Here is a 19082-nt window from a genome sequence, read left to right on the forward strand (position 1 = left end):
CGCAATGCCTGTCATGAAAACGCGCGCATGATAGCCGAGTTCGGAACCTTGGTTCTGTCCATAGAGTCCAGTAATTAGCCAGCTACTGAAAACAGCGCTAGTTTGAAAGCTCTGTTCGTCCCGTCAGGTCCGTAGCCGTGCGGACCATAAGGAGTCATGTAATGTCATCCCTTGATAGCCTGAGTACCCTTAAAACTTTAGAAATCGACGACAAGACCTACCACTATTTCAGCCTGCCCGAGGCCGCCAAGCGCCTGGGTGACCTGGATAAGCTGCCGATGTCCCTCAAGGTGCTGCTGGAGAACCTGCTGCGCTGGGAAGACAACAAGACCGTCACCGGCGCCGACCTCAAGGCCATTGCCGCCTGGCTCAAAGAGCGCCAGTCCGACCGTGAGATCCAGTATCGCCCCGCCCGCGTGCTGATGCAGGACTTCACTGGCGTACCCGCCGTGGTCGACCTGGCCGCCATGCGCGCCGCCGTGGCCAAGGCCGGTGGCGACCCGCAGCGCATCAACCCGCTCTCGCCGGTGGACCTGGTGATCGACCACTCGGTGATGGTCGACAAGTTCGGCAACGCCGACGCCTTTGGGCAGAACGTCGACATCGAAATGCAGCGCAACGGCGAACGCTACGCCTTCCTGCGCTGGGGCCAGAGCGCCTTCGACAACTTCAGCGTGGTACCGCCGGGCACCGGCATCTGCCATCAGGTCAACCTCGAATACCTGGGCCGCACCGTGTGGACCAAGGACGAGGACGGCCGCACCTACGCGTTCCCCGACACCCTGGTGGGCACCGACTCCCACACCACCATGATCAACGGCCTCGGCGTGCTCGGCTGGGGCGTGGGCGGGATCGAAGCGGAAGCGGCGATGCTCGGCCAACCGGTGTCGATGCTGATCCCGGAAGTGATCGGCTTCAAGCTCACCGGCAAATTGAAAGAAGGCATCACCGCCACCGACCTGGTGCTGACCGTCACCCAGATGCTGCGTAAAAAAGGCGTGGTGGGTAAGTTCGTCGAGTTCTACGGCGACGGCCTGGCCGACCTGCCCCTGGCGGACCGCGCGACCATCGCCAACATGGCCCCGGAATACGGCGCCACCTGCGGCTTTTTCCCGGTGGATGAGGTGACGCTGGACTACCTGCGCCTGTCCGGTCGCCCGGCTGCAACCGTGAAGCTGGTCGAGGCCTACACCAAGGCCCAGGGCCTGTGGCGCCACGCTGGCCAGGAACCGGTGTTCACCGACAGCTTGGCCCTCGACATGGGCAGCGTCGAAGCCAGCCTCGCCGGGCCGAAACGCCCACAGGACCGCGTGTCCCTGCCCAATGTCGGCCAGGCGTTCAGCGACTTCCTCGACCTGCAGTTCAAACCCACCACCAAGGAAGAAGGCCGCCTGGAAAGTGAAGGCGGCGGCGGTGTGGCCGTGGGCAACGCCGACCTGGTGGGCGAAACCGACTATGAATACGAAGGCCAGACCTATCGCCTGAAAAACGGCGCCGTGGTGATCGCCGCCATCACCTCCTGCACCAACACGTCCAACCCCAGCGTGATGATGGCCGCCGGGCTGGTGGCGAAAAAAGCCGTGGAGAAAGGCCTCACGCGCAAACCCTGGGTGAAAACCTCCCTGGCGCCTGGCTCCAAAGTGGTCACCGACTACTACAAGGCCGCGGGCCTCACCCAGTATCTGGATAAAATTGGCTTCGACCTCGTGGGCTATGGCTGCACCACTTGCATCGGCAACTCCGGGCCGTTGCCCGAGCCGATTGAAAAAGCCATCCAGAAGGCCGACCTCGCCGTAGCCTCGGTGCTGTCCGGCAACCGCAACTTCGAAGGCCGCGTGCACCCACTGGTGAAAACCAACTGGCTGGCCTCGCCACCGCTGGTGGTGGCTTACGCCTTGGCGGGGACCGTACGCATCGATATCAGCAGCGAACCGCTGGGTAACGATCAACAGGGTAATCCGGTGTATTTGAAGGACATCTGGCCGAGCAGCCAGGAGATCGCTGACGCCGTTGCGCAAGTCAGCACCGGAATGTTCCACAAGGAATACGCCGAGGTGTTTGCCGGTGACGAACAGTGGCAAGCCATTGAGGTGCCACAGGCCGCGACCTATGTGTGGCAGAAAGACTCCACCTACATCCAGCACCCGCCATTCTTCGACGACATCGCCGGGCCTCTGCCGGTGATCAAAGACGTCAAGGGCGCCCACGTACTGGCGTTGCTGGGGGACTCGGTGACCACCGACCACATTTCCCCCGCCGGCAACATCAAGACCGACAGCCCCGCCGGCCGCTACCTGCGCGAGCAAGGCGTAGAGCCGCGTGACTTCAACTCCTACGGCTCACGTCGGGGCAACCATGAAGTGATGATGCGCGGCACCTTCGCCAATATCCGCATCCGCAACGAAATGCTTGGCGGCGAGGAAGGCGGCAATACGCTTTACATCCCCACCGGCGAGAAAATGCCGATCTACGATGCGGCCATGAAGTACCAGGCCTCGGGCACACCGCTGGTGGTGATCGCCGGCCAGGAGTACGGCACCGGCTCCAGCCGCGACTGGGCCGCCAAGGGCACCAACCTGCTGGGGGTCAAGGCGGTGATCGCCGAGAGTTTCGAGCGGATTCACCGTTCCAACCTGGTGGGCATGGGCGTGCTGCCGCTGCAGTTCAAGCTGGATCAGAACCGCAAGGCGCTGAAGCTTACGGGCAAGGAAAAGATCGATATCCTCGGCCTGACCGAGGTAGAGATCGTGCCGCGGATGAACCTGACGCTGGTGATTACCCGTGAGGACGGCAGCAAGGAGAAGGTTGAAGTGCTGTGCCGGATCGATACCTTGAATGAAGTGGAGTACTTCAAGTCGGGGGGGATTCTGCACTATGTGCTGCGGCAGTTGATTGCCTCTTAAGAACACAGGAGATCAAATGTGGGAGGGGGCTTGCCCCCGATAGCGGTATGTCAGTCAAAACATCTATGACTGATCCACCGCTATCGGGGGCAAGCCCCCTCCCACATTTTGACCGCGTCTAACGCTTCAGATCAGCCGAACAACCACTTCCACAGCAGTACCAACACCACTACCGCCAGCACCGGCCGCGCAATGCGGTAAGCCTTCGGATGCTTGCGCTTCCACTGCTTGACCACACCGCTGAACTTGTCGCTGAAGGTCTTGCTCCAGGCATACGCCTGGTTGATGCCGCCGACGCGCTCGTCGTCGAGGTTCTGCGGTGCGGTGGCGCGGCCCAGTTGCTTGCTGACCCAGCGGTTGACGCGGGTCATCAGGCGGTTGCTCAGGGGCCGCTCGATGTCGCAGAACAGGATCACGCGGGTCTTCTCGGTTTCGTTCTTCACCCAGTGCACGTAGGTTTCATCGAACATCACATCGTCACCGTCGCGCCAGGCGTATACCTGGCCGTCGACGAAGATGCGGCAGTCGTCGGAGTTCGGCGTGGACAAGCCCAGGTGATACCGCAGGGAACCGGCAAACGGGTCACGGTGCGGGTTGAGGTGGCTGCCGCCCGGCAACAGCGCGAACATCGCGCCCTTGACGTTGGGGATGCTGCTCACCAGCGCCACGGTTTTCGGGCACAACGCCTCGGCCGATGGCAGGGGTTTGTCGTACCACTTGAGGTAGAAACGCTTCCAGCCCTTCTTGAAGAACGAACCGAAACCGGCATCGTTGTTCTTTTCGGCGGCGCGGATGTAACCCTCGTCGAACAGGTGCATGGCCTCTTCGCGGATCACTTCCCAGTTGTCCTTGAGCACGTCCAGTTCCGGGAACTTGCTGCGGTCCAGGTACGGCTTGGACGGCACGGCCGAAAACAGGTACATCAAGGCGTTATAGGGGGCGAACAGCGCCGAATGGTTGACGAACTGGCGCAACATCGGCAAACGGGCCTTGCCGCGCAGATGCACGTACAGCGTGCTGCCGATGAACAGCAACAACACCGACAGTTTGGCGGCCAAAGAAAAGGTCATGCAGCAACTCCTGGAAATAAGCGCCTGGCCAACAGCCTCCCGGCGACGGGAGGCCAGACGTGACAGCCGGCCATGATAAACAGTTGGGCCATTATGCAGAAGGCCCAGGCTGACCGGCTGACATAAATCAAGCCTGGTTTTCCTGCTCGGTAAACAAATCGCTGAACAGCATGCTCGACAGGTAGCGCTCACCGGAGTCCGGCAGGATCACCACAATGGTCTTGCCCTGCATTTCCGGCTTCTCGGCCAGGCGCACGGCCACGGCCATGGCGGCACCGCAGGAAATACCGCACAGGATGCCCTCTTCCTGCATCAGGCGCAGGGCCATGGCCTTGGATTCGTCGTCGGTCACCAGTTCCACGCGGTCGACCATCGACAGGTCGAGGTTTTTCGGCACGAACCCGGCGCCAATCCCCTGGATCTTGTGGGGGCTGGGCTTGATCTCGGCACCGGCCAGGGCCTGGGTGATCACCGGCGACACCATCGGCTCGACAGCCACCGACAGGATCGGCTTGCCTGCGGTGTTCTTGATGTAGCGCGACACGCCGGTGATGGTGCCACCGGTGCCCACGCCCGCCACCAGCACGTCCACGGCGCCATCGGTATCGTTCCAGATTTCCGGGCCGGTGGTTTTTTCGTGGATGGCCGGGTTGGCCGGGTTTTCGAACTGGGCCGGCATAAAGTAGGTGGCCGGGTCACTGGCAACGATTTCGCCGGCCTTGTCGATGGCGCCCTTCATGCCCTTGGCCGGCTCGGTGAGGACCAATTCGGCGCCGAGAGCCTTGAGCACCTTGCGGCGTTCGATACTCATGGACGCCGGCATGGTCAGCAGCAACTTGTAGCCACGGGCGGCGGCGACAAAGGCCAGGCCGATACCGGTATTGCCGGAAGTCGGTTCCACGATGGTCATGCCCGGCTTGAGTTTGCCGGTGCTTTCGGCGTCCCAGATCATGTTTGCGCCAATGCGGCACTTCACCGAATAACCTGGGTTACGCCCTTCGATCTTGGCCAGGATGGTTACGCCACGGGGTGCGATACGGTTGATCTGAACCAGGGGCGTGTTACCGATGGAGTGCGCGTTGTCTGCAAAAATGCGGCTCATGGCGGGTCCTATTAGGCGGTTTTCAGAAAGGCTCCAAGGGTATGCCTCGTGCTGCAAAGCGTCCAGTCGAAGGAACGTTGCACCTGCCGCAGGGGTCCACCGCACCAGTATGGACAGAGGGCTCTCCCCATGAAACGTCGCTACAGCTGGCCACTATGGACCATTGCCGGATTGCTGGTGGTCCTGGTCGCCGTGAGCATCGCGCTCCCCTACCTGGTGCGTAACTACCTGAATGACAAGCTCGCCGACATGGGCGATTACCGCGGCCAGGTGACCGACGTGGACCTCGCGCTATGGCGTGGCGCGTACCGGATCAACGGCCTGGAGATCGTCAAGGTCGACGGCAAGGTGCCCGTCCCGTTCGTCAAGGCGCCGCTGATCGACCTGGCGGTGAGCTGGCACGCTCTCTGGTACGACCACGCGGTGGTGGCCAAAGTGCTGTTTATCAAGCCCGAGGTTAACTTCGTCGACGGCGGCGCCAACAAGCAAGCCTCCCAGACCGGTAAGGGTACCGACTGGCGCGAGCAGTTGAGTAAGCTGGCCCCCATCACCCTCGACGAAGTGCGCATTGAAGACGGCAAGATCGCCTTCCACAACTTCAGCTCCAAGCCCGTGGTGAAGATCGACGCGACCGACGTCAACGCCAGCTTCTACAACCTGACCAATGTGGTAGACGTCAAAGGCCGGCGCGACGCGCGCTTCGACGGCAAGGCCCTGCTGCAAGGCCAGGCTCCGCTGGAAGCCACCGCCACCTTCGACCCGCTGAGCAATTTCGAGAACTTCGAGTTTCGCTTCCGCGCCAGGGACTTGCAGCTCAAGCGCATGAACGACTTCGCCGCGGCCTATGGCAAGTTCGACTTCAAGGCCGGCACCGGGGACGTGGTGATCGAAGCCCAGGCGGAAAAAGGTCAGTTGACCGGGTACATCAAGCCGCTGCTGCGCGACGTGGAAGTCTTCGACTGGCAGCAGGACGTGGAGAACAAGGACAAGAACATCTTTCGTTCGATCTGGGAGGCCGTGGTAGGCGCCAGCGAGACCGTACTGAAGAACCAGGCAAAGAACCAGTTCGCCACCCGCGTGGAACTCAGTGGCAGCGTGCATCAGCAAAATGTCAGCGCGTTCTCCGCATTTTTGGCGATTTTGCGTAATGGTTTTATCCAGGCGTTCAATGCGCGCTATGAGCAGCCCAAGCCTTCGGCGGATTGAGCCGTGACCGGTCATTCAGAGACTGAATAACCCGTCTGCGTTCACAGTCGCCGGGGCCGCGCGGTATAGTCCGGGCATTGATGAATTCGAGGAATGACCGATGAAGTTCGAAGGCACCCAGGCCTACGTTGCCACCGATGACCTGAAACTGGCCGTCAACGCTGCCATCACCCTGGAGCGTCCGCTGCTGGTCAAGGGTGAGCCCGGCACCGGCAAGACCATGCTCGCCGAACAACTGGCCGAGTCCTTCGGCGCCAAGCTGATCACCTGGCACATCAAGTCCACCACCAAGGCCCATCAGGGCCTGTACGAGTACGACGCGGTCAGCCGCCTGCGCGACTCGCAACTGGGGGTGGACAAGGTGCACGACGTGCGCAACTACCTGAAGAAGGGCAAGCTCTGGGAAGCGTTCGAGTCCGAGGAGCGGGTGATCCTGCTGATCGATGAAATCGACAAGGCCGACATCGAGTTCCCCAACGACCTGCTGCAGGAACTCGACAAGATGGAGTTCTACGTCTACGAAATCGACGAGACCATCAAGGCCCGGAAGCGCCCGATCATCATCATTACCTCCAACAACGAAAAAGAGCTGCCGGACGCGTTCCTGCGCCGCTGCTTCTTCCACTACATCGCCTTCCCCGACCGCACCACCCTGCAAAAAATCGTCGACGTGCACTACCCGGACATCAAGAAGGAGCTGGTCAGCGAGGCGCTGGACGTGTTTTTCGACGTGCGCAAAGTCCCCGGCCTGAAGAAAAAACCGTCCACCTCCGAACTGGTCGACTGGCTCAAGCTGCTGATGGCCGACAATATCGGCGAAGCGGTGCTGCGCGAGCGCGACCCCACCAAGGCCATCCCGCCCCTGGCCGGTGCCTTGGTCAAGAACGAGCAAGACGTGCAGTTACTGGAACGCCTGGCATTCATGAGCCGTCGCGGTAATCGATAATGTTGCTCAACCTGTTCAATGAAATGCGCGCAGCCAAGGTCCCGGTATCGGTGCGCGAGCTGCTCGACCTGATCAACGCGCTGAAACAGCGCGTGACCTTTGCCGACATGGACGAGTTCTACTACTTGGCCCGGGCGATCCTGGTCAAGGACGAACGGCATTTCGACAAGTTCGACCGCGCCTTCAGCGCCTACTTCAATGGCCTGGAAAAGCTCGACGATCACCTGCAGGCGCTGATCCCCGAAGACTGGCTGCGCAAGGAATTCGAACGCTCGCTGAGCGACGAAGAGCGCGCACAGATCCAGTCCCTCGGCGGCCTCGACAAGCTGATCGAGGCATTCAAGAAACGCCTGGAAGAACAGAAGGAACGCCACGCCGGCGGCAATAAATGGATCGGCACCGGCGGTACCAGCCCGTTCGGCTCCGGCGGCTACAACCCCGAAGGCATTCGCGTCGGCGACGCCGGCAAACGCCAGGGCAAGGCGGTAAAAGTCTGGGACCAGCGCGAGTACAAGAACCTCGACGACCAGGTGGAACTGGGCACCCGCAACATCAAGATCGCCCTGCGCCGCCTGCGCAAGTTCGCCCGCCAGGGTGCGGCCGAAGAGCTGGACATCGACGGCACCATCGATCACACCGCCCGCGATGCGGGGCTGTTGAATATCCAGATGCGCCCGGAACGCCGCAACACCATCAAGCTGCTGTTGCTGTTCGATATCGGCGGTTCGATGGACGCCCACGTGAAGATCTGCGAAGAGCTGTTCTCGGCGTGCAAGACCGAGTTCAAGCACCTGGAGTACTTCTACTTCCACAACTTCGTGTACGAGTCGGTGTGGAAGAACAACCAGCGCCGCACCTCCGAGCGCACCTCCACCCAGGACCTGCTGCACAAGTACGGTGCCGATTACAAAGTGATCTTTATCGGCGACGCATCGATGGCGCCGTATGAAATCACCCAGGCCGGCGGCAGCGTCGAGCATTGGAATGAGGAACCGGGGTATGTGTGGATGCAGCGCTTCATGGCCAAGTACAAGAAGCTGATCTGGATTAACCCGTATCCCAAGGATACCTGGGGCTATACCGCGTCGACGGGGATTGTGCGGGAGTTGGTGGAGGATCAGATGTACCCGCTGACGTTGCGCGGGTTGGAAGAAGGCATGCGCTTCCTGTCCAAGTGATGGCAGGCCTGTAGCCGAAGACATCGGCTTCAGGTCCCTCACTCAGCAGTGCTCGCGGTCGATCCGGGCAAACTTGAGGAAGAGCGCGGCGAACCGCTTGACCAGTTCCGAATCCTGACGGTCGACCTTCCCATCATTGTTGACGTCCTGGTGGATCGAGACAGAGGCGCCACGACCATTACCGTCGCTGTACACCGCCGCCGAGTAAACAATGGTTTCATCTCGGGGCACCCCCTCCCCTTGATGAAAGTGCAAGCGCACCGTGTCGGGAATCCCGTTGTTATCAAAATCCCCGGCAAATACCTTCAGGTACTTGTCGAAGGGTTCGTCGAGGCTGAACCATTCGAACGCCAGAAACAGCTGGGCAAACTCGATGGCCATCTCTCGGTCCACGGTGTCGACAATGCCGTCCTGATTGAGATCGTCCGCAATGATCCAGTCGAACTGGCCGTCGTCGGTGATATCGAAGGCGGTGGCTCGATGGACAAGCGCGGGGGTCCTGGAATCGTCATAGAATTCCAGGTACACCACATCGGGAACATCGTTATCGAGTACATCTTGGGCAAAAATCTTCAAATAGCGCATGGAAAAGCCTGAATAGTGGATGAACCCATTCAGGTTTTCATGACTGCGCTAAAGCCGCGAAGACGACAAACACTGGCACTCCCGTAGGAGCTTTCTTTACAGGGAAAACCGGCGCAGATACTCCACATGCTGCCGATGCGCCATTTCCTGCACCACCGGCACCAACCTCAGCTTTTCTCCCGGCAAACACTGCGCCAGCCGCGCCAGCGCCAACGGCGTCAAGGCGCCCAGGCGCGGATAGCCACCGATGGTCTGGCGATCATTGAGCAACACGATCGGCTGCCCATCCGGCGGCACCTGGATGCCACCCAACGGAATCCCTTCGGAAATCAGTGACGGTCCCTGGTACTGCAACGGCGTGCCCAGCAAGCGCATGCCCATGCGGTCGGCGCGACTGTCCAGGGTCCACTCGGTGTTAAAGGCATCGAAAAGGCTCTGGCCGCTGAACAGGCCAATTTGGGCGCCGACGATCACATCCAGCGGCGCCTTGGCCGGCAGCGCCTGTTCGCTCAGCACTTTCATCCCACCGCCGGTACCGGAGTAGCCCAGTCGCCCGCCTTCGGCCAAGGCCTTGCCGAAACCGTCCGGCCCGCCCAGCGCCTCACGTACCACCGTGGCGCAACTGCCCAGCACATCCGGCGCATCAAACCCGCCGGGGGCCGCCAGGTAAGCCCGCGCGCCGCTGAACGGCTGGGTAAAGCGCAGGCGCTGGCCCTTTTGCAGGATAAAACTGCGCCCGGGGCTGATCGCACGTTCATCGATATACGCCCCCAGATCCGCGCCGGCCAGCGCCAACAGGCAATAGTCCTCGGCCTGCACGGTAAAGCCACCGAGGGTGATTTCCACCACCGGCGCGTCCAGCGCATTGCCCAGCAGCCAGTTGGCCCAGGACATCGACACCCAATCCAGCGCGCCGCCCTGGGTCACGCCCAGGTGGCGCATGCCAAAACGACCGGCGTCCTGCAGCAGGCACAGCGGCGTGCTGGCCTCGATGATCAAGCGGCTCATGCCTGCGCCTCCAACGGCGTGTCATCGCCACCCAGGTTTATAAATTCAGCGTGGCTGACCGACTCAAAGCGCACCGTGTCACCGGGCTGCATCAGGCTGTAGCCAGCGCGCTCGCGGTCAAACAGCTTGGCCGGCGTGCGGCCAATGAGGTTCCAGCCACCAGGGGACACCACCGGATAGGCGGCGGTCTGTCGCTCGGCGATACCGACACTGCCGGCCGCCACGCGCTGGCGCGGGGTGCTCAGGCGCGGGGTGGCGAGGATTTCATCCACCAGCCCCATAAAGGCAAAACCGGGGGCGAAGCCGAGGGCGAACACCTGGTATTCGTGGGCGCTGTGGCGGCGGATCACGTCGTCGACAGCCACGCCACTGCGCTGGGCGAGCAATGTCAGTTCAGGGCCGACACTCAGGTCGTACCACACCGGCAGCACATGGCACTGGCCGCTGCCCTGGGCCTGGGGTTGCAGGTCGGTCAGCGCCTGGTCGATCAATTCCCTCGCCTGGGCCGGGCTCAACGCCGTGAGGTCGTAATGCACCATCAAGGTGGTGTAGGAAGGCACCAGATCCACCAGGGCTGCGCCAAAACCGCTGCGCAAGCGCTGGGTGGCGGCGAGCATCCACGGCATATTGGCTTCGGCGATCACCTCGAACAGACGCACCATCAGGCAGTCGATCGCCACCACTTCAATCCGCGGCTTCATGCTGGCTTCAATGCCTCGCGGATACGCTTTACGGCGGCGACCGAACTGGCATTGTCGCCATGCACGCACAGGGTATTGGCGCGCAATAACAACGGGCTGCCATCGCTGGCGGTCAGGGGTTCGCCACGGGAAAGGGTCAAGGACTGCTGGACGATGACCTCTGGATCATGGTGCACCGCCCCTGGCAATTGACGTGAAACCAGATGGCCGTTGGCGTCGTAGGCACGGTCGGCAAAGGCCTCGAACCACAGGACCACCCCGTATTCGTCGCCCAGTGCCTGGGCCGCGCTGTTGTCGCGGGTCGCCAACAGCATCAGCGGCAGGTCGCCATACGCGGCCACGGCCTCGATCACTGCACGCAGTTGCGCCGGGTTGGCCATCATGTCGTTGTACATCGCGCCATGGGGCTTGACGTAACTGACACGCCCGCCCTGGGCACGGCAGATGCCGTCGAGGGCGCCGATCTGGTAATGCAGCAGGTCCTGGATTTCCTGGGGGGTGTAGGCCATGGAGCGGCGGCCGAAGCCTTGCAGGTCCTGGTACGCCGGGTGTGCGCCCACCTGTACACCGTGCTTGAGGGCCAGGCTGACGGTCTTGCGCATGATGCTCGGATCGCCGGCATGAAAGCCGCAGGCCACGTTGGCGCAATCGATGAACGGCATGACCTCGGCGTCCAGACCCATGGTCCAGTTGCCGAAGCTCTCGCCGATGTCGCAATTCAATAGCAGACGGCTCACGCTGGTTGCTCCTGTAGGCTTTGTTTTTTTGTAGTGTGGGATTTTTTACGCAGAACTCGCAACTTGTCCTGACACCCCAACGGCGCTTATCGTGGAATAGCCTGATTTTTGGCGTTTGCCCGGTGCGGCGTCCAACTAATAAAAACCGATCCATGCATAAGAAAAAGTTGATCCCATGAATTTGAAGTTCCTCGAAACCTTCGTCTGGGTGGCCAAGCTCAAGAGCTTCCGCCTGACTGCGGAGAAGCTGTTCACCACCCAGGCCTCGATCTCCAGCCGCATCGCCGTGCTGGAAAGCGAGCTGGGGGTGAAGCTGTTCCTGCGCGACTCCCGGGGCGTCAGCCTGACCCCGGAAGGCTTGAAGGTGCTCGATTATGCCGAGCAAATGATGGTGACCATGCAGGGCCTGAAACAGTCCCTGGAAACCACCAGCAGCAAGGTCGGGCGCATTCGCATCGGTGCGATGGACACGGTGATCCACACCTGGCTCAGCCCGTTGGTGGCGGAACTGATGGACCATTTCCCATTGGTGGAAATCGAATTGGTCGCCGATACCGCGCTTAACCTCAGCGATCAGCTGCAAAAAGGCTTTCTCGACCTGATCCTGCAAACCGACCTGCTGCGCCTGGAAACCGTGCGCAGCCTGGAGCTGGCCAGCCATCCCATGGCCTGGATCGTCGCCAGCCAGTCGATCTACAACCGCGACTACGCCTCCCTCGCCGAACTGGCCCAGGAGCGCATCATCACCTACTCGAAAAACTCCCACCCGCACCAGGACGTCATCAGCCTGATGCAAGCCAACGGCGTGGCCGCGCCACGGATGAACTGCGTGAACTCGGTGTCGGCGATTACCCGGTTGTTGCGCGATGGCTTCGGGATTGGTGCACTGCCGCCGGTGCTGGTCAGGGAAGAACTGGCGCGTGGCGAATTGGTGATGTTGCCGATGGCGCAGAAACTGCCGAACCTGCAGGTGGTGGTGTCGTGGCGCGTGGGGGTGGAATTGGTGGAGGAGATTGTCGGGCTGTGCCAGCAGGTCGTTACCCGCTATGCCGAGGAAGTCGGCGAAGAGCGGATGGTGCTGACCCCCTGACGAAACTCGATTAAAACTGGATTTGTGCCGGTCTTTAGAGACCTTTCAGGTCCCGCTCTTCGATTGGCCGGCTTTGGCGCAAGCGCTTGCCACCCAGCACCACCCAGTCGATCAGGCGGAACAGGCACTCCAGGCCAAACGACAGCAGCATCGCCCCGCCCAGGCCCCAGCCCATGGCTTCGGGGGTCAGCAGAATCTGGTAGCTGTAGCCGTTCCAGGTCTCCAGGCGGATATCCGGGTCGGCGGCCACCGCCACTTGCAGGGCACGGATGTACCACGGGCCTTGCATGGCCTGGAATTGCTTGTCCAATGCCACCTGGCGGTCAAGCATGGCGCCCAGGCTGTTGGCGTCGCTCTGGAACACCGGATCGTCGCTGGCGCGGTAATGCGCCACCAAGGCCTTCAAGTCACCGTTGAAGAACTGCCGCGCGGTGGTTTCAAACCCGCTCAGGCCGGTCTGGGCCTCGATCAGGTGGGCTTCGACGCGCTTGGCATAGTCGTTGATAAACCCCGGCACTTGCACGCCGACCAACAGGCCAATGGCAAACAGCACCAACCGCAGATAACTGAGCAACATGGTCGATATCCTTACTCGGTAACGCCCTGGCTGACGCATTCACCGCGTCGCCACAGGCTCCATTGGCCCGGTTCGTAGCGGGTCCAGTTTTCGTTGTCGGTCAACGGCTCGGTGGCGATCACCGTCACCACATCATTGGGGGTGGTTTCGGCCTGAAAATCGACGATCACGTCGACATCCTTCAGGCGCGCCGGGCCAAACGGCGCACGCCGGGTGATCTGCGCCAGTTTGGTCGAGCAATAGCAAAACAGCCAGTCACCGTCGCTGAGCAGGCAGTTGAACACACCCTTGCTGCGGTATTCGGCACAGGCGGCGATCAGGTCCGGCAGCATCTGTTCGATGTCCACCGGCTCGGGGAAGGCCTCGCGCACGCGGTTGAGCAGGTCGCAGAAGGCCGCTTCGCTGTCGGTATCGCCGACTGGCCGATAGAACGTGGCGCGGGGGTGGAAGTCCGCCAACTGGCCGTTGTGGGCGAAACACCAGTTGCGGCCCCACAGCTCGCGCACGAACGGGTGGGTGTTGGCCAGGCTCACCTTGCCGACGTTGGCCTGGCGGATATGCCCGATCACCACCTCACTCTTGATGGGGTAACGCTGCACCAGCAAGGCGACTTCCGACTCGCTGCTCGCGGCCGGGTCCTGGAACAGGCGCAGGCCACGGCCTTCGTAGAAAGCGATGCCCCAGCCGTCGCGGTGGGGGCCGGTACGCCCACCGCGCTGCATCAGCCCGGTAAAGCTGAACACGATATCGGTGGGGACGTTGGCACTCATGCCCAATAATTCACACATGCCAGGGCTCTCGCTGCAGGGCGGACAACGTTAAAGGCGCGGTTCGACCCGCATACCGCTCACCGGTGCAGGACGACGGAACGGCTCATCGTCTTCATCCACAGACTCGGCGGCCAAGGCGGCGTCGGTGGCGGCCTTGCGCTCACGGCGGGCGTTGGCGGCGCGCTCGATGGGCCAGCGGATCAGCACAAACACGAGGTACACACCAAAAGCGATCATGGTGTACATGAACAAATCGGAAATCGCCCGCCAGGCGTTATTGCCGACCTTGAGCACCAGGTCCAGGGCCGTGATGGCCACGGCCGGCGCGAACTGAGTCTTGACCGGGTCGACGATGGTCGGGCTCAACAACAGCACGGCCATCAGCAATTGCAGCGGTTCGCGCAGCCAGCGCCAGATCCAGCGGGTCATGCGCCACCACACCAACAGGCAGCCCAAGGCAGCGAAGGCGTAAAGGCCCCAAGCGGTCAGATAGTCGTTCTCGGTCATGGTGTCCATGGCAAGGTAGGCAAACAGGCGGCTATGATAACGGCTTTTGCGTGTCGCGGCTGCAATGCCTGCCACCTTCCGCCAGACAGAGAGTGCTCCATGCCTTCATCGACCGCCCCGATTGCCCGTAAAGCCCCAGGCCAGGACCCGTACGCCTGGCTGCAAGAGCGCGACAGCGTTGAGGTCCTTGATTACCTGAAGGCCGAAAATGCCTTCCAGGAAGCCCAGCTCGCCGACCAGCAGGCCCTGCGCGAAACCCTGTTCGAGGAGATCAAGGGCCGCATCCTCGAAACCGACCTGTCCCTGCCCTCCCCCTGGGGCCCGTACCTGTATTACACGCGCACCACCGCCGGTGACGAATACGCCCGCCACTACCGCTGCCGCCGCCCGGCCGACGACAGCAACCAGGTGGACGACAGCAGCGAAGAGCTGTTGCTGGACCCGAACGTATTGGCCAACGGCGGCTTCTTTTCCCTCGGCGCATTCAGCATCAGCCCCGACCACCAGCGCCTGGCCTACAGCCTCGATACCAGTGGCGAAGAGATCTACACCCTGTTCGTGAAGGAATTGGCCACGGGCAAAGTCAGCGAACTGGAGTTCCAGGATTGCGACGGCAGCATGACCTGGGCCAATGACAGCCTGACCCTGTTCTTCGGCGAGCTGGACGACACCCACCGCCCGCACAAGCTGTATCGCTACCGCCTGGATGGCACGGCGGCGCAGGAAGTGTTCCATGAGCCCGACGGCCGCTTCTTCCTGCATTGCTACCGTTCCAGCTCCGAGCGCCAGTTGCTGCTCTCGCTCGGCAGCAAGACCACCAGCGAGGTCTGGGCGCTGGATGCCGACCAGCCGCACCTGGACTTCACCTGCCTGGCGCCACGGGTCGAGGACCATGAATACGATGTCGACCACGGCCAACTGAATGGCGCGTGGACCTGGTTTATCCGCAGCAACCGTGATGGCATCAACTACGCCCTGTTTGTGGCGACCGACATTGGCGACGTGCCGACCGAGGATGAGTGGCAGAACCTGATCCCCCACAGCGATGACGTGATGCTCGACGGCGTCAGCCTGAACACCGGCGCCATGACCCTGAGCCTGCGCATCGGCGGCCTGCCGGTGATCGAAGTGCATCCCCAGGGCTTGTCGCCCTATCGCGTGGAGCTGCCCGACGCCGCCTACAGCCTCTACGTGCAAAACAGCCTGGAATTCGTCAGCGACAAGATCCGCCTGCGCTACGAAGCCCTGAACCGCCCGGCCCAGGTACGCCAGCTGGAACTGGCCAGCGGCGCGCAGCAGGTGCTCAAGGAAACCCCGGTACTCGGCGTGTTCAATGCCGATGACTACGTCAGCCAGCGCCTGTGGGCCACCTCCGCCGATGGCACCCAGGTGCCGATCAGCCTGGTGGTCAAGCGCGACCAGCTCGGCAAGCCGACACCCTTGTACCTGTATGGCTACGGCGCCTATGGCTCAAGCCTCGACCCGTGGTTCTCCCATGCGCGCCTGAGCCTGCTGGACCGTGGCGTGGCCTTCGCCATTGCGCATGTGCGCGGCGGTGGCGAACTGGGTGAAGCCTGGTATCGCAATGGCAAGCAGGAACACAAGCAGAACACCTTCAGCGACTTTATCGCGTGTGCCGAACATCTGATCGCCGAGGGCCTGACCACCTCCAGGCAACTGGTCATCAGCGGCGGCAGTGCCGGCGGCCTGTTGATCGGCGCGGTGCTCAACCAGCGTCCGGAGTTGTTCCAGGCGGCGATTGCCGAAGTGCCGTTTGTCGACGTACTCAACACCATGCTCGACCCGGAATTGCCGCTGACCATCACCGAGTACGACGAGTGGGGCAACCCCGAAGAGCCTGCGGTGTATGAACGCATCAAGGCCTACGCGCCGTACGAAAACGTCAGCGCCCAGGCCTACCCGGCCACCCTGGTGATCGCCGGCTACAACGACAGCCGCGTGCAGTACTGGGAGGCGGCCAAGTGGGTGGCCAAGTTGCGCGCGACCAAGACGGACGACAACCTGCTGTTGCTCAAGACCGAACTGGGTGCCGGCCATGGCGGGATGAGCGGTCGCTACCAGGGATTACGTGACGTAGCACTCGAATATGCATTTGTGTTCAAGGCGCTGGGGCTGGTTTAAGGAACTTAGCGGGGCGGTCCTGTCTGAACATTCAGACCGCCTCCTGATTGATGGACCAAGATTGCAGCCATGGCACTCCCGACTTTAATGAATACCGAAATCCGCGACATGCTCATGGACTGCGGCCTGTTCGACCCGTTGTTGCCGGAAGACTTCTACGTCGCCGCCGGCTACTTCAACATCAGCAGCATTGCCGAGGGCGAGGTGATTTTCCTCGAGGGCGATGCCGGCACCTTCATGTGCATCATCCACAGCGGCCAGGTGGCGGTGCAGAAAACCAACCACACCGGCCAGCGCCTGACCATTGCCACCCTGCGCAGCGGTCGGGCCTTTGGGGAGATGGCCGTGCTTGACGGCGAGCGGCGCTCCGCCAGTTGCGTGGCCGCCAGCGACTGCGTGTTGTTGAACCTGGGCAAGGACGCCCTGGAAAAGATGCTCAATGAAACGCCGCGTGTGGCGGCGAAGATCATCCGCGCAATCGCCATCGCGTTGTCCAAGCGCCTGCGCATGGCCGATGGGCAATTACTCTCCCAACAGTTTTAACCGCCGGGGGTCTTCGGCTTGCTGTCGTTCTGCTGCAGGCCAGGCACCGTCTGGTCCTTGGGCGGTGTCGGCAAAACGATGGGCACCAACGGCGGTGAGCCATTCGTCTTCGGCACGGCCGGCGGGGTGATCTGCGGATACAGCGTCGGCGTTGGCGTGCCCGGTGCGCCGGGGCTAGGTGCCGGCGCCACCGGTACGGTTTGCAACTCCTGAGCCTGCGCCGCACCCAATGCGAGCGCGCTCAACACAATGACCGTTAGAATGCTGCACTTCATCGATGGCTCCATGGCCTGACCGGAATGTCGTAAGGCTACTCCCAACCGCGCAAGAATGCCCTTCCCAATGAGATTTCCATGAAACGTTTCGTTCTGCTGGACACCACCCCGATCCCCGACAACGGCGGTGCCTTGTGCCTGTTCGAATACGGTGAAGACTTTGTCATCAAGATCCAGGGCGGTGACGGCGGCCAGTTGATGAACACGCGCATGCACGGTTCCGAAGACGCGCTGGCGGAAATCCCTTGCCGCAAGGTCGCGGGGCGCCCGGGCTCACGGGTATTGATCGGTGGGTTGGGCATGGGCTTCACCTTGGCCTCGGCACTCAAGCACCTGGGCAAGAGCGCCGAAGTGGTGGTGGCGGAACTGGTACCCGGTGTCGTGGAGTGGAACCGGGGGCCCCTGGGGGAAAAGTCCGGCCGCCCACTGCTGGACCCGCGCACGGTGATCCGCATGGAAGACGTGGCCAAGGTGCTGCAGGCCGAGCCCCAGGGCTTTGACGCGATCATGCTCGACGTCGACAACGGCCCCGAAGGCCTGACGCAGAAGGCCAACAGCTGGCTCTATTCCGCCGGTGGCCTGGCTGCCTGCGCCAAGGCCCTGCGGCCCAAGGGCGTGCTGGCGGTGTGGTCCGCCAGCGCCGACAAACTATTCAGCGACAAACTGCGCAAGGCCGGTTTCAAGGCCGAGGAAGTGCAGGTGTTTGCCCATGGCAACAAGGGCACCCGGCATACCATCTGGATAGCGGAGAAGCTCAAGGGCTGAGCACGCTTCCCAAGCCCCCCTCCCACATGTTGACCCCTGTCAGTTGTGGGATTTGCGGTAGTCGATCACGTACGGCACTTTTTTGTCGAAGGTCTTCTCCAGCTCATCGCGGTCCAGCCGGGTCATGCCGCCCAGTTGATGGGCGGTGAAACCGCTGTCACCCACCTGTGAGCCCGGCGCCAGGCTGACCATGCGCTTGGCGACCGCTTCGATAGCGTCCTTAAAGCCGCCTTTCTTGTTCAGGTTGTACTGGCCCAGATCAATCTGCGTGCGTAGCCAGTTACCCCAATAGAACTCCAGGAACTCCGGTGCGATCTCGCCGCCATCCGGCTTGCTATAGGCGGCCTTGCGGGTGAAATACACCAGGCTGCGGAAGGTGTCGTCCTGCAGGTTCTTGAAGCCCAGGTGCGCCGGCAGTTGATCGGGCGGCAGGGTCTGGCCCTGGTTGTCCTTGAGCCAGACCTTGCGGGCCGCTTCCATGCGCTGCCAGAAGCTCGCCATGTTCGGGCTGTTGCTGAAGTCGTCGGTGACCTTGACCCACATCTTCAAGCGCGGGCCGCCGCCGGGCACTTCCCACAAGGTGGTGAAACTGTGGTGACCGTCGGTCAGGTACAGTTGGCCGGCGGGGCCGACCACCACGGTTTTCATGTCCTCGGGGTGGGTGCCCACCGGGTCCTTGCAGGTGAAGCTGTCGGGCTGGTGCAGGTCAGCCTTGCTGGGCACCTTGTCGGCCTCGCCCTGGCCGTTGGTTTCGCAGTATTCATCGAAGACCTTGGCGGGTTTGTCGGCGAACAGGCCCAGGCTGTAGTAGATCTGGTCGAAGCCCACCACCGCCTGGGTCGGATGCAATTGTTCAAGGGCAACTTCGATCACTTGCCCGGGCTTGGGCGTCGAGAACGCCTGGGCCTGGAGGGTAACGACACACAGTAGCAGTGCAACAGTCCATGAAAGCAGACGCATGTTTTTCAGATCCTTAT

Annotated in this window: 19 protein-coding genes; 8 read left to right on the forward strand and 11 right to left on the reverse strand. The window is 61.9% G+C overall.

The features are described 5' to 3' along the window. Window positions 1-161 precede the first annotated feature (161 nt). Complete coding sequence (gene acnA, locus AC07OT_RS12950) at window positions 162-2903, forward strand: aconitate hydratase AcnA (RefSeq protein ID WP_495108230.1); 2742 nt, start codon at window positions 162-164, stop codon at window positions 2901-2903. 131 nt (window positions 2904-3034) lie between these two features. Here the strand turns inward: acnA and AC07OT_RS12955 are convergent, their stop codons facing one another. Together AC07OT_RS12955 and cysK are read right to left on the reverse strand one after the other, a co-directional pair. Then, complete coding sequence (locus AC07OT_RS12955) at window positions 3035-3973, reverse strand: aspartyl/asparaginyl beta-hydroxylase domain-containing protein (RefSeq protein ID WP_115485916.1); 939 nt, start codon at window positions 3971-3973, stop codon at window positions 3035-3037. Between the two features lie 127 nt (window positions 3974-4100). Next, a complete protein-coding gene (cysK, locus tag AC07OT_RS12960) occupies window positions 4101-5075 on the reverse strand; it encodes a cysteine synthase A (protein ID WP_065938939.1) in 975 nt (324 codons plus the stop codon). A 129-nt stretch (window positions 5076-5204) separates the two neighbouring features. Here cysK and AC07OT_RS12965 point away from each other — a divergent pair, with 129 nt between their 5' ends. The 3 genes from AC07OT_RS12965 to AC07OT_RS12975 all read left to right on the forward strand — a co-directional run bounded on the left by AC07OT_RS12965 (window position 5205) and on the right by AC07OT_RS12975 (window position 8405). Next, window positions 5205-6281, forward strand: coding sequence for an AsmA family protein (locus AC07OT_RS12965; protein WP_108574006.1), 1077 nt, complete (start codon window positions 5205-5207; stop codon window positions 6279-6281). Between the two features lie 100 nt (window positions 6282-6381). Continuing rightward, window positions 6382-7227, forward strand: a complete 846-nt coding sequence (locus AC07OT_RS12970; RefSeq protein ID WP_065938937.1) for an AAA family ATPase — start codon at window positions 6382-6384, stop codon at window positions 7225-7227. Continuing rightward, a complete protein-coding gene (locus AC07OT_RS12975; RefSeq protein ID WP_024074064.1) occupies window positions 7227-8405 on the forward strand; it encodes a vWA domain-containing protein in 1179 nt (392 codons plus the stop codon). The genes AC07OT_RS12970 and AC07OT_RS12975 overlap by 1 nt, the downstream gene beginning before the upstream one ends. Before the next feature lie 42 nt (window positions 8406-8447). Here AC07OT_RS12975 and AC07OT_RS12980 read toward each other — a convergent pair whose 3' ends face one another. The 4 genes from AC07OT_RS12980 to AC07OT_RS12995 all read right to left on the reverse strand — a co-directional run bounded on the left by AC07OT_RS12980 (window position 8448) and on the right by AC07OT_RS12995 (window position 11436). Continuing rightward, complete coding sequence (locus AC07OT_RS12980; RefSeq protein ID WP_495108231.1) at window positions 8448-8990, reverse strand: hypothetical protein; 543 nt, start codon at window positions 8988-8990, stop codon at window positions 8448-8450. Window positions 8991-9086: 96 nt separating this feature from the next. Further along, window positions 9087-9998: a 5-oxoprolinase subunit C family protein gene (locus AC07OT_RS12985; protein WP_495108232.1), complete on the reverse strand. Its 912-nt coding sequence runs from the start codon at window positions 9996-9998 to the stop codon at window positions 9087-9089. Further along, window positions 9995-10699 carry a 5-oxoprolinase subunit PxpB gene (gene pxpB / locus AC07OT_RS12990; RefSeq protein ID WP_065938934.1) on the reverse strand — a complete coding sequence of 235 codons (705 nt, stop codon included), beginning with the start codon at window positions 10697-10699 and terminating at the stop codon, window positions 9995-9997. Before pxpB ends, AC07OT_RS12985 begins: the two co-directional genes overlap by 4 nt. Then, window positions 10696-11436, reverse strand: a complete 741-nt coding sequence (locus tag AC07OT_RS12995) for a 5-oxoprolinase subunit PxpA (protein WP_495108233.1) — start codon at window positions 11434-11436, stop codon at window positions 10696-10698. Before AC07OT_RS12995 ends, pxpB begins: the two co-directional genes overlap by 4 nt. A 175-nt stretch (window positions 11437-11611) precedes the next feature. Between AC07OT_RS12995 and AC07OT_RS13000 the strand changes: the two genes are divergently transcribed. Next, the gene (locus tag AC07OT_RS13000) at window positions 11612-12526 is read left to right on the forward strand and encodes a LysR family transcriptional regulator (protein ID WP_495108234.1); all 915 of its coding nucleotides are present in this window, start codon (window positions 11612-11614) and stop codon (window positions 12524-12526) included. Between the two features lie 34 nt (window positions 12527-12560). Here AC07OT_RS13000 and AC07OT_RS13005 read toward each other — a convergent pair whose 3' ends face one another. Genes AC07OT_RS13005 through AC07OT_RS13015 form a run of 3 tightly spaced genes read right to left on the reverse strand, consistent with a single transcriptional unit; the run spans window position 12561 to window position 14455 of the window. Continuing rightward, window positions 12561-13103, reverse strand: coding sequence for a DUF2937 family protein (locus AC07OT_RS13005; RefSeq protein WP_027604263.1), 543 nt, complete (start codon window positions 13101-13103; stop codon window positions 12561-12563). Window positions 13104-13114: 11 nt separating this feature from the next. Further along, window positions 13115-13891: a class II glutamine amidotransferase gene (locus AC07OT_RS13010; RefSeq protein ID WP_065928175.1), complete on the reverse strand. Its 777-nt coding sequence runs from the start codon at window positions 13889-13891 to the stop codon at window positions 13115-13117. 30 nt (window positions 13892-13921) lie between these two features. After that, the gene (locus AC07OT_RS13015; RefSeq protein WP_495108235.1) at window positions 13922-14455 is read right to left on the reverse strand and encodes an MFS transporter; all 534 of its coding nucleotides are present in this window, start codon (window positions 14453-14455) and stop codon (window positions 13922-13924) included. Between the two features lie 24 nt (window positions 14456-14479). Between AC07OT_RS13015 and AC07OT_RS13020 the strand changes: the two genes are divergently transcribed. Both AC07OT_RS13020 and AC07OT_RS13025 read left to right on the forward strand, forming a co-directional pair. Next, window positions 14480-16522, forward strand: a complete 2043-nt coding sequence (locus tag AC07OT_RS13020; protein WP_495108236.1) for a S9 family peptidase — start codon at window positions 14480-14482, stop codon at window positions 16520-16522. A 69-nt stretch (window positions 16523-16591) separates the two neighbouring features. Continuing rightward, window positions 16592-17065 carry a cyclic nucleotide-binding domain-containing protein gene (locus AC07OT_RS13025; RefSeq protein WP_027604267.1) on the forward strand — a complete coding sequence of 158 codons (474 nt, stop codon included), beginning with the start codon at window positions 16592-16594 and terminating at the stop codon, window positions 17063-17065. On the opposite strand, the gene AC07OT_RS13030 is transcribed toward AC07OT_RS13025, so the two are convergent. Then, complete coding sequence (locus tag AC07OT_RS13030; protein WP_027604268.1) at window positions 17062-17340, reverse strand: hypothetical protein; 279 nt, start codon at window positions 17338-17340, stop codon at window positions 17062-17064. The genes AC07OT_RS13025 and AC07OT_RS13030 overlap by 4 nt on opposite strands. 78 nt (window positions 17341-17418) lie before the next feature. On the opposite strand from AC07OT_RS13030, the gene AC07OT_RS13035 reads away from it, so the two are divergent. Then, window positions 17419-18105: a spermidine synthase gene (locus AC07OT_RS13035; protein ID WP_065929156.1), complete on the forward strand. Its 687-nt coding sequence runs from the start codon at window positions 17419-17421 to the stop codon at window positions 18103-18105. Window positions 18106-18144: 39 nt separating this feature from the next. Here AC07OT_RS13035 and AC07OT_RS13040 read toward each other — a convergent pair whose 3' ends face one another. Beyond that, window positions 18145-19065, reverse strand: coding sequence for a ParB/Srx family N-terminal domain-containing protein (locus tag AC07OT_RS13040; RefSeq protein WP_495108237.1), 921 nt, complete (start codon window positions 19063-19065; stop codon window positions 18145-18147). Between the last annotated feature and the right edge of the window lie 17 nt (window positions 19066-19082).

This window comes from Pseudomonas sp. GW821-FHT09C10, assembly GCF_059418085.1.

Excerpts from the sequence above, each read along its gene's own strand:
- acnA (WP_495108230.1), top strand. The coding sequence starts at position 162 with ATGTCATCCCTTGATAGCCTGAGTACCCTTAAAACTTTAGAAATCGAC.
- AC07OT_RS12955 (WP_115485916.1), bottom strand. The coding sequence starts at position 3,973 with ATGACCTTTTCTTTGGCCGCCAAACTGTCGGTGTTGTTGCTGTTCATC.
- cysK (WP_065938939.1), bottom strand. The coding sequence starts at position 5,075 with ATGAGCCGCATTTTTGCAGACAACGCGCACTCCATCGGTAACACGCCC.
- AC07OT_RS12965 (WP_108574006.1), top strand. The coding sequence starts at position 5,205 with ATGAAACGTCGCTACAGCTGGCCACTATGGACCATTGCCGGATTGCTG.
- AC07OT_RS12970 (WP_065938937.1), top strand. The coding sequence starts at position 6,382 with ATGAAGTTCGAAGGCACCCAGGCCTACGTTGCCACCGATGACCTGAAA.
- AC07OT_RS12975 (WP_024074064.1), top strand. The coding sequence starts at position 7,227 with ATGTTGCTCAACCTGTTCAATGAAATGCGCGCAGCCAAGGTCCCGGTA.
- AC07OT_RS12980 (WP_495108231.1), bottom strand. The coding sequence starts at position 8,990 with ATGCGCTATTTGAAGATTTTTGCCCAAGATGTACTCGATAACGATGTT.
- AC07OT_RS12985 (WP_495108232.1), bottom strand. The coding sequence starts at position 9,998 with ATGAGCCGCTTGATCATCGAGGCCAGCACGCCGCTGTGCCTGCTGCAG.
- pxpB (WP_065938934.1), bottom strand. The coding sequence starts at position 10,699 with ATGAAGCCGCGGATTGAAGTGGTGGCGATCGACTGCCTGATGGTGCGT.
- AC07OT_RS13000 (WP_495108234.1), top strand. The coding sequence starts at position 11,612 with ATGAATTTGAAGTTCCTCGAAACCTTCGTCTGGGTGGCCAAGCTCAAG.
- AC07OT_RS13005 (WP_027604263.1), bottom strand. The coding sequence starts at position 13,103 with ATGTTGCTCAGTTATCTGCGGTTGGTGCTGTTTGCCATTGGCCTGTTG.
- AC07OT_RS13010 (WP_065928175.1), bottom strand. The coding sequence starts at position 13,891 with ATGTGTGAATTATTGGGCATGAGTGCCAACGTCCCCACCGATATCGTG.
- AC07OT_RS13020 (WP_495108236.1), top strand. The coding sequence starts at position 14,480 with ATGCCTTCATCGACCGCCCCGATTGCCCGTAAAGCCCCAGGCCAGGAC.
- AC07OT_RS13025 (WP_027604267.1), top strand. The coding sequence starts at position 16,592 with ATGGCACTCCCGACTTTAATGAATACCGAAATCCGCGACATGCTCATG.
- AC07OT_RS13030 (WP_027604268.1), bottom strand. The coding sequence starts at position 17,340 with ATGAAGTGCAGCATTCTAACGGTCATTGTGTTGAGCGCGCTCGCATTG.
- AC07OT_RS13035 (WP_065929156.1), top strand. The coding sequence starts at position 17,419 with ATGAAACGTTTCGTTCTGCTGGACACCACCCCGATCCCCGACAACGGC.
- AC07OT_RS13040 (WP_495108237.1), bottom strand. The coding sequence starts at position 19,065 with ATGCGTCTGCTTTCATGGACTGTTGCACTGCTACTGTGTGTCGTTACC.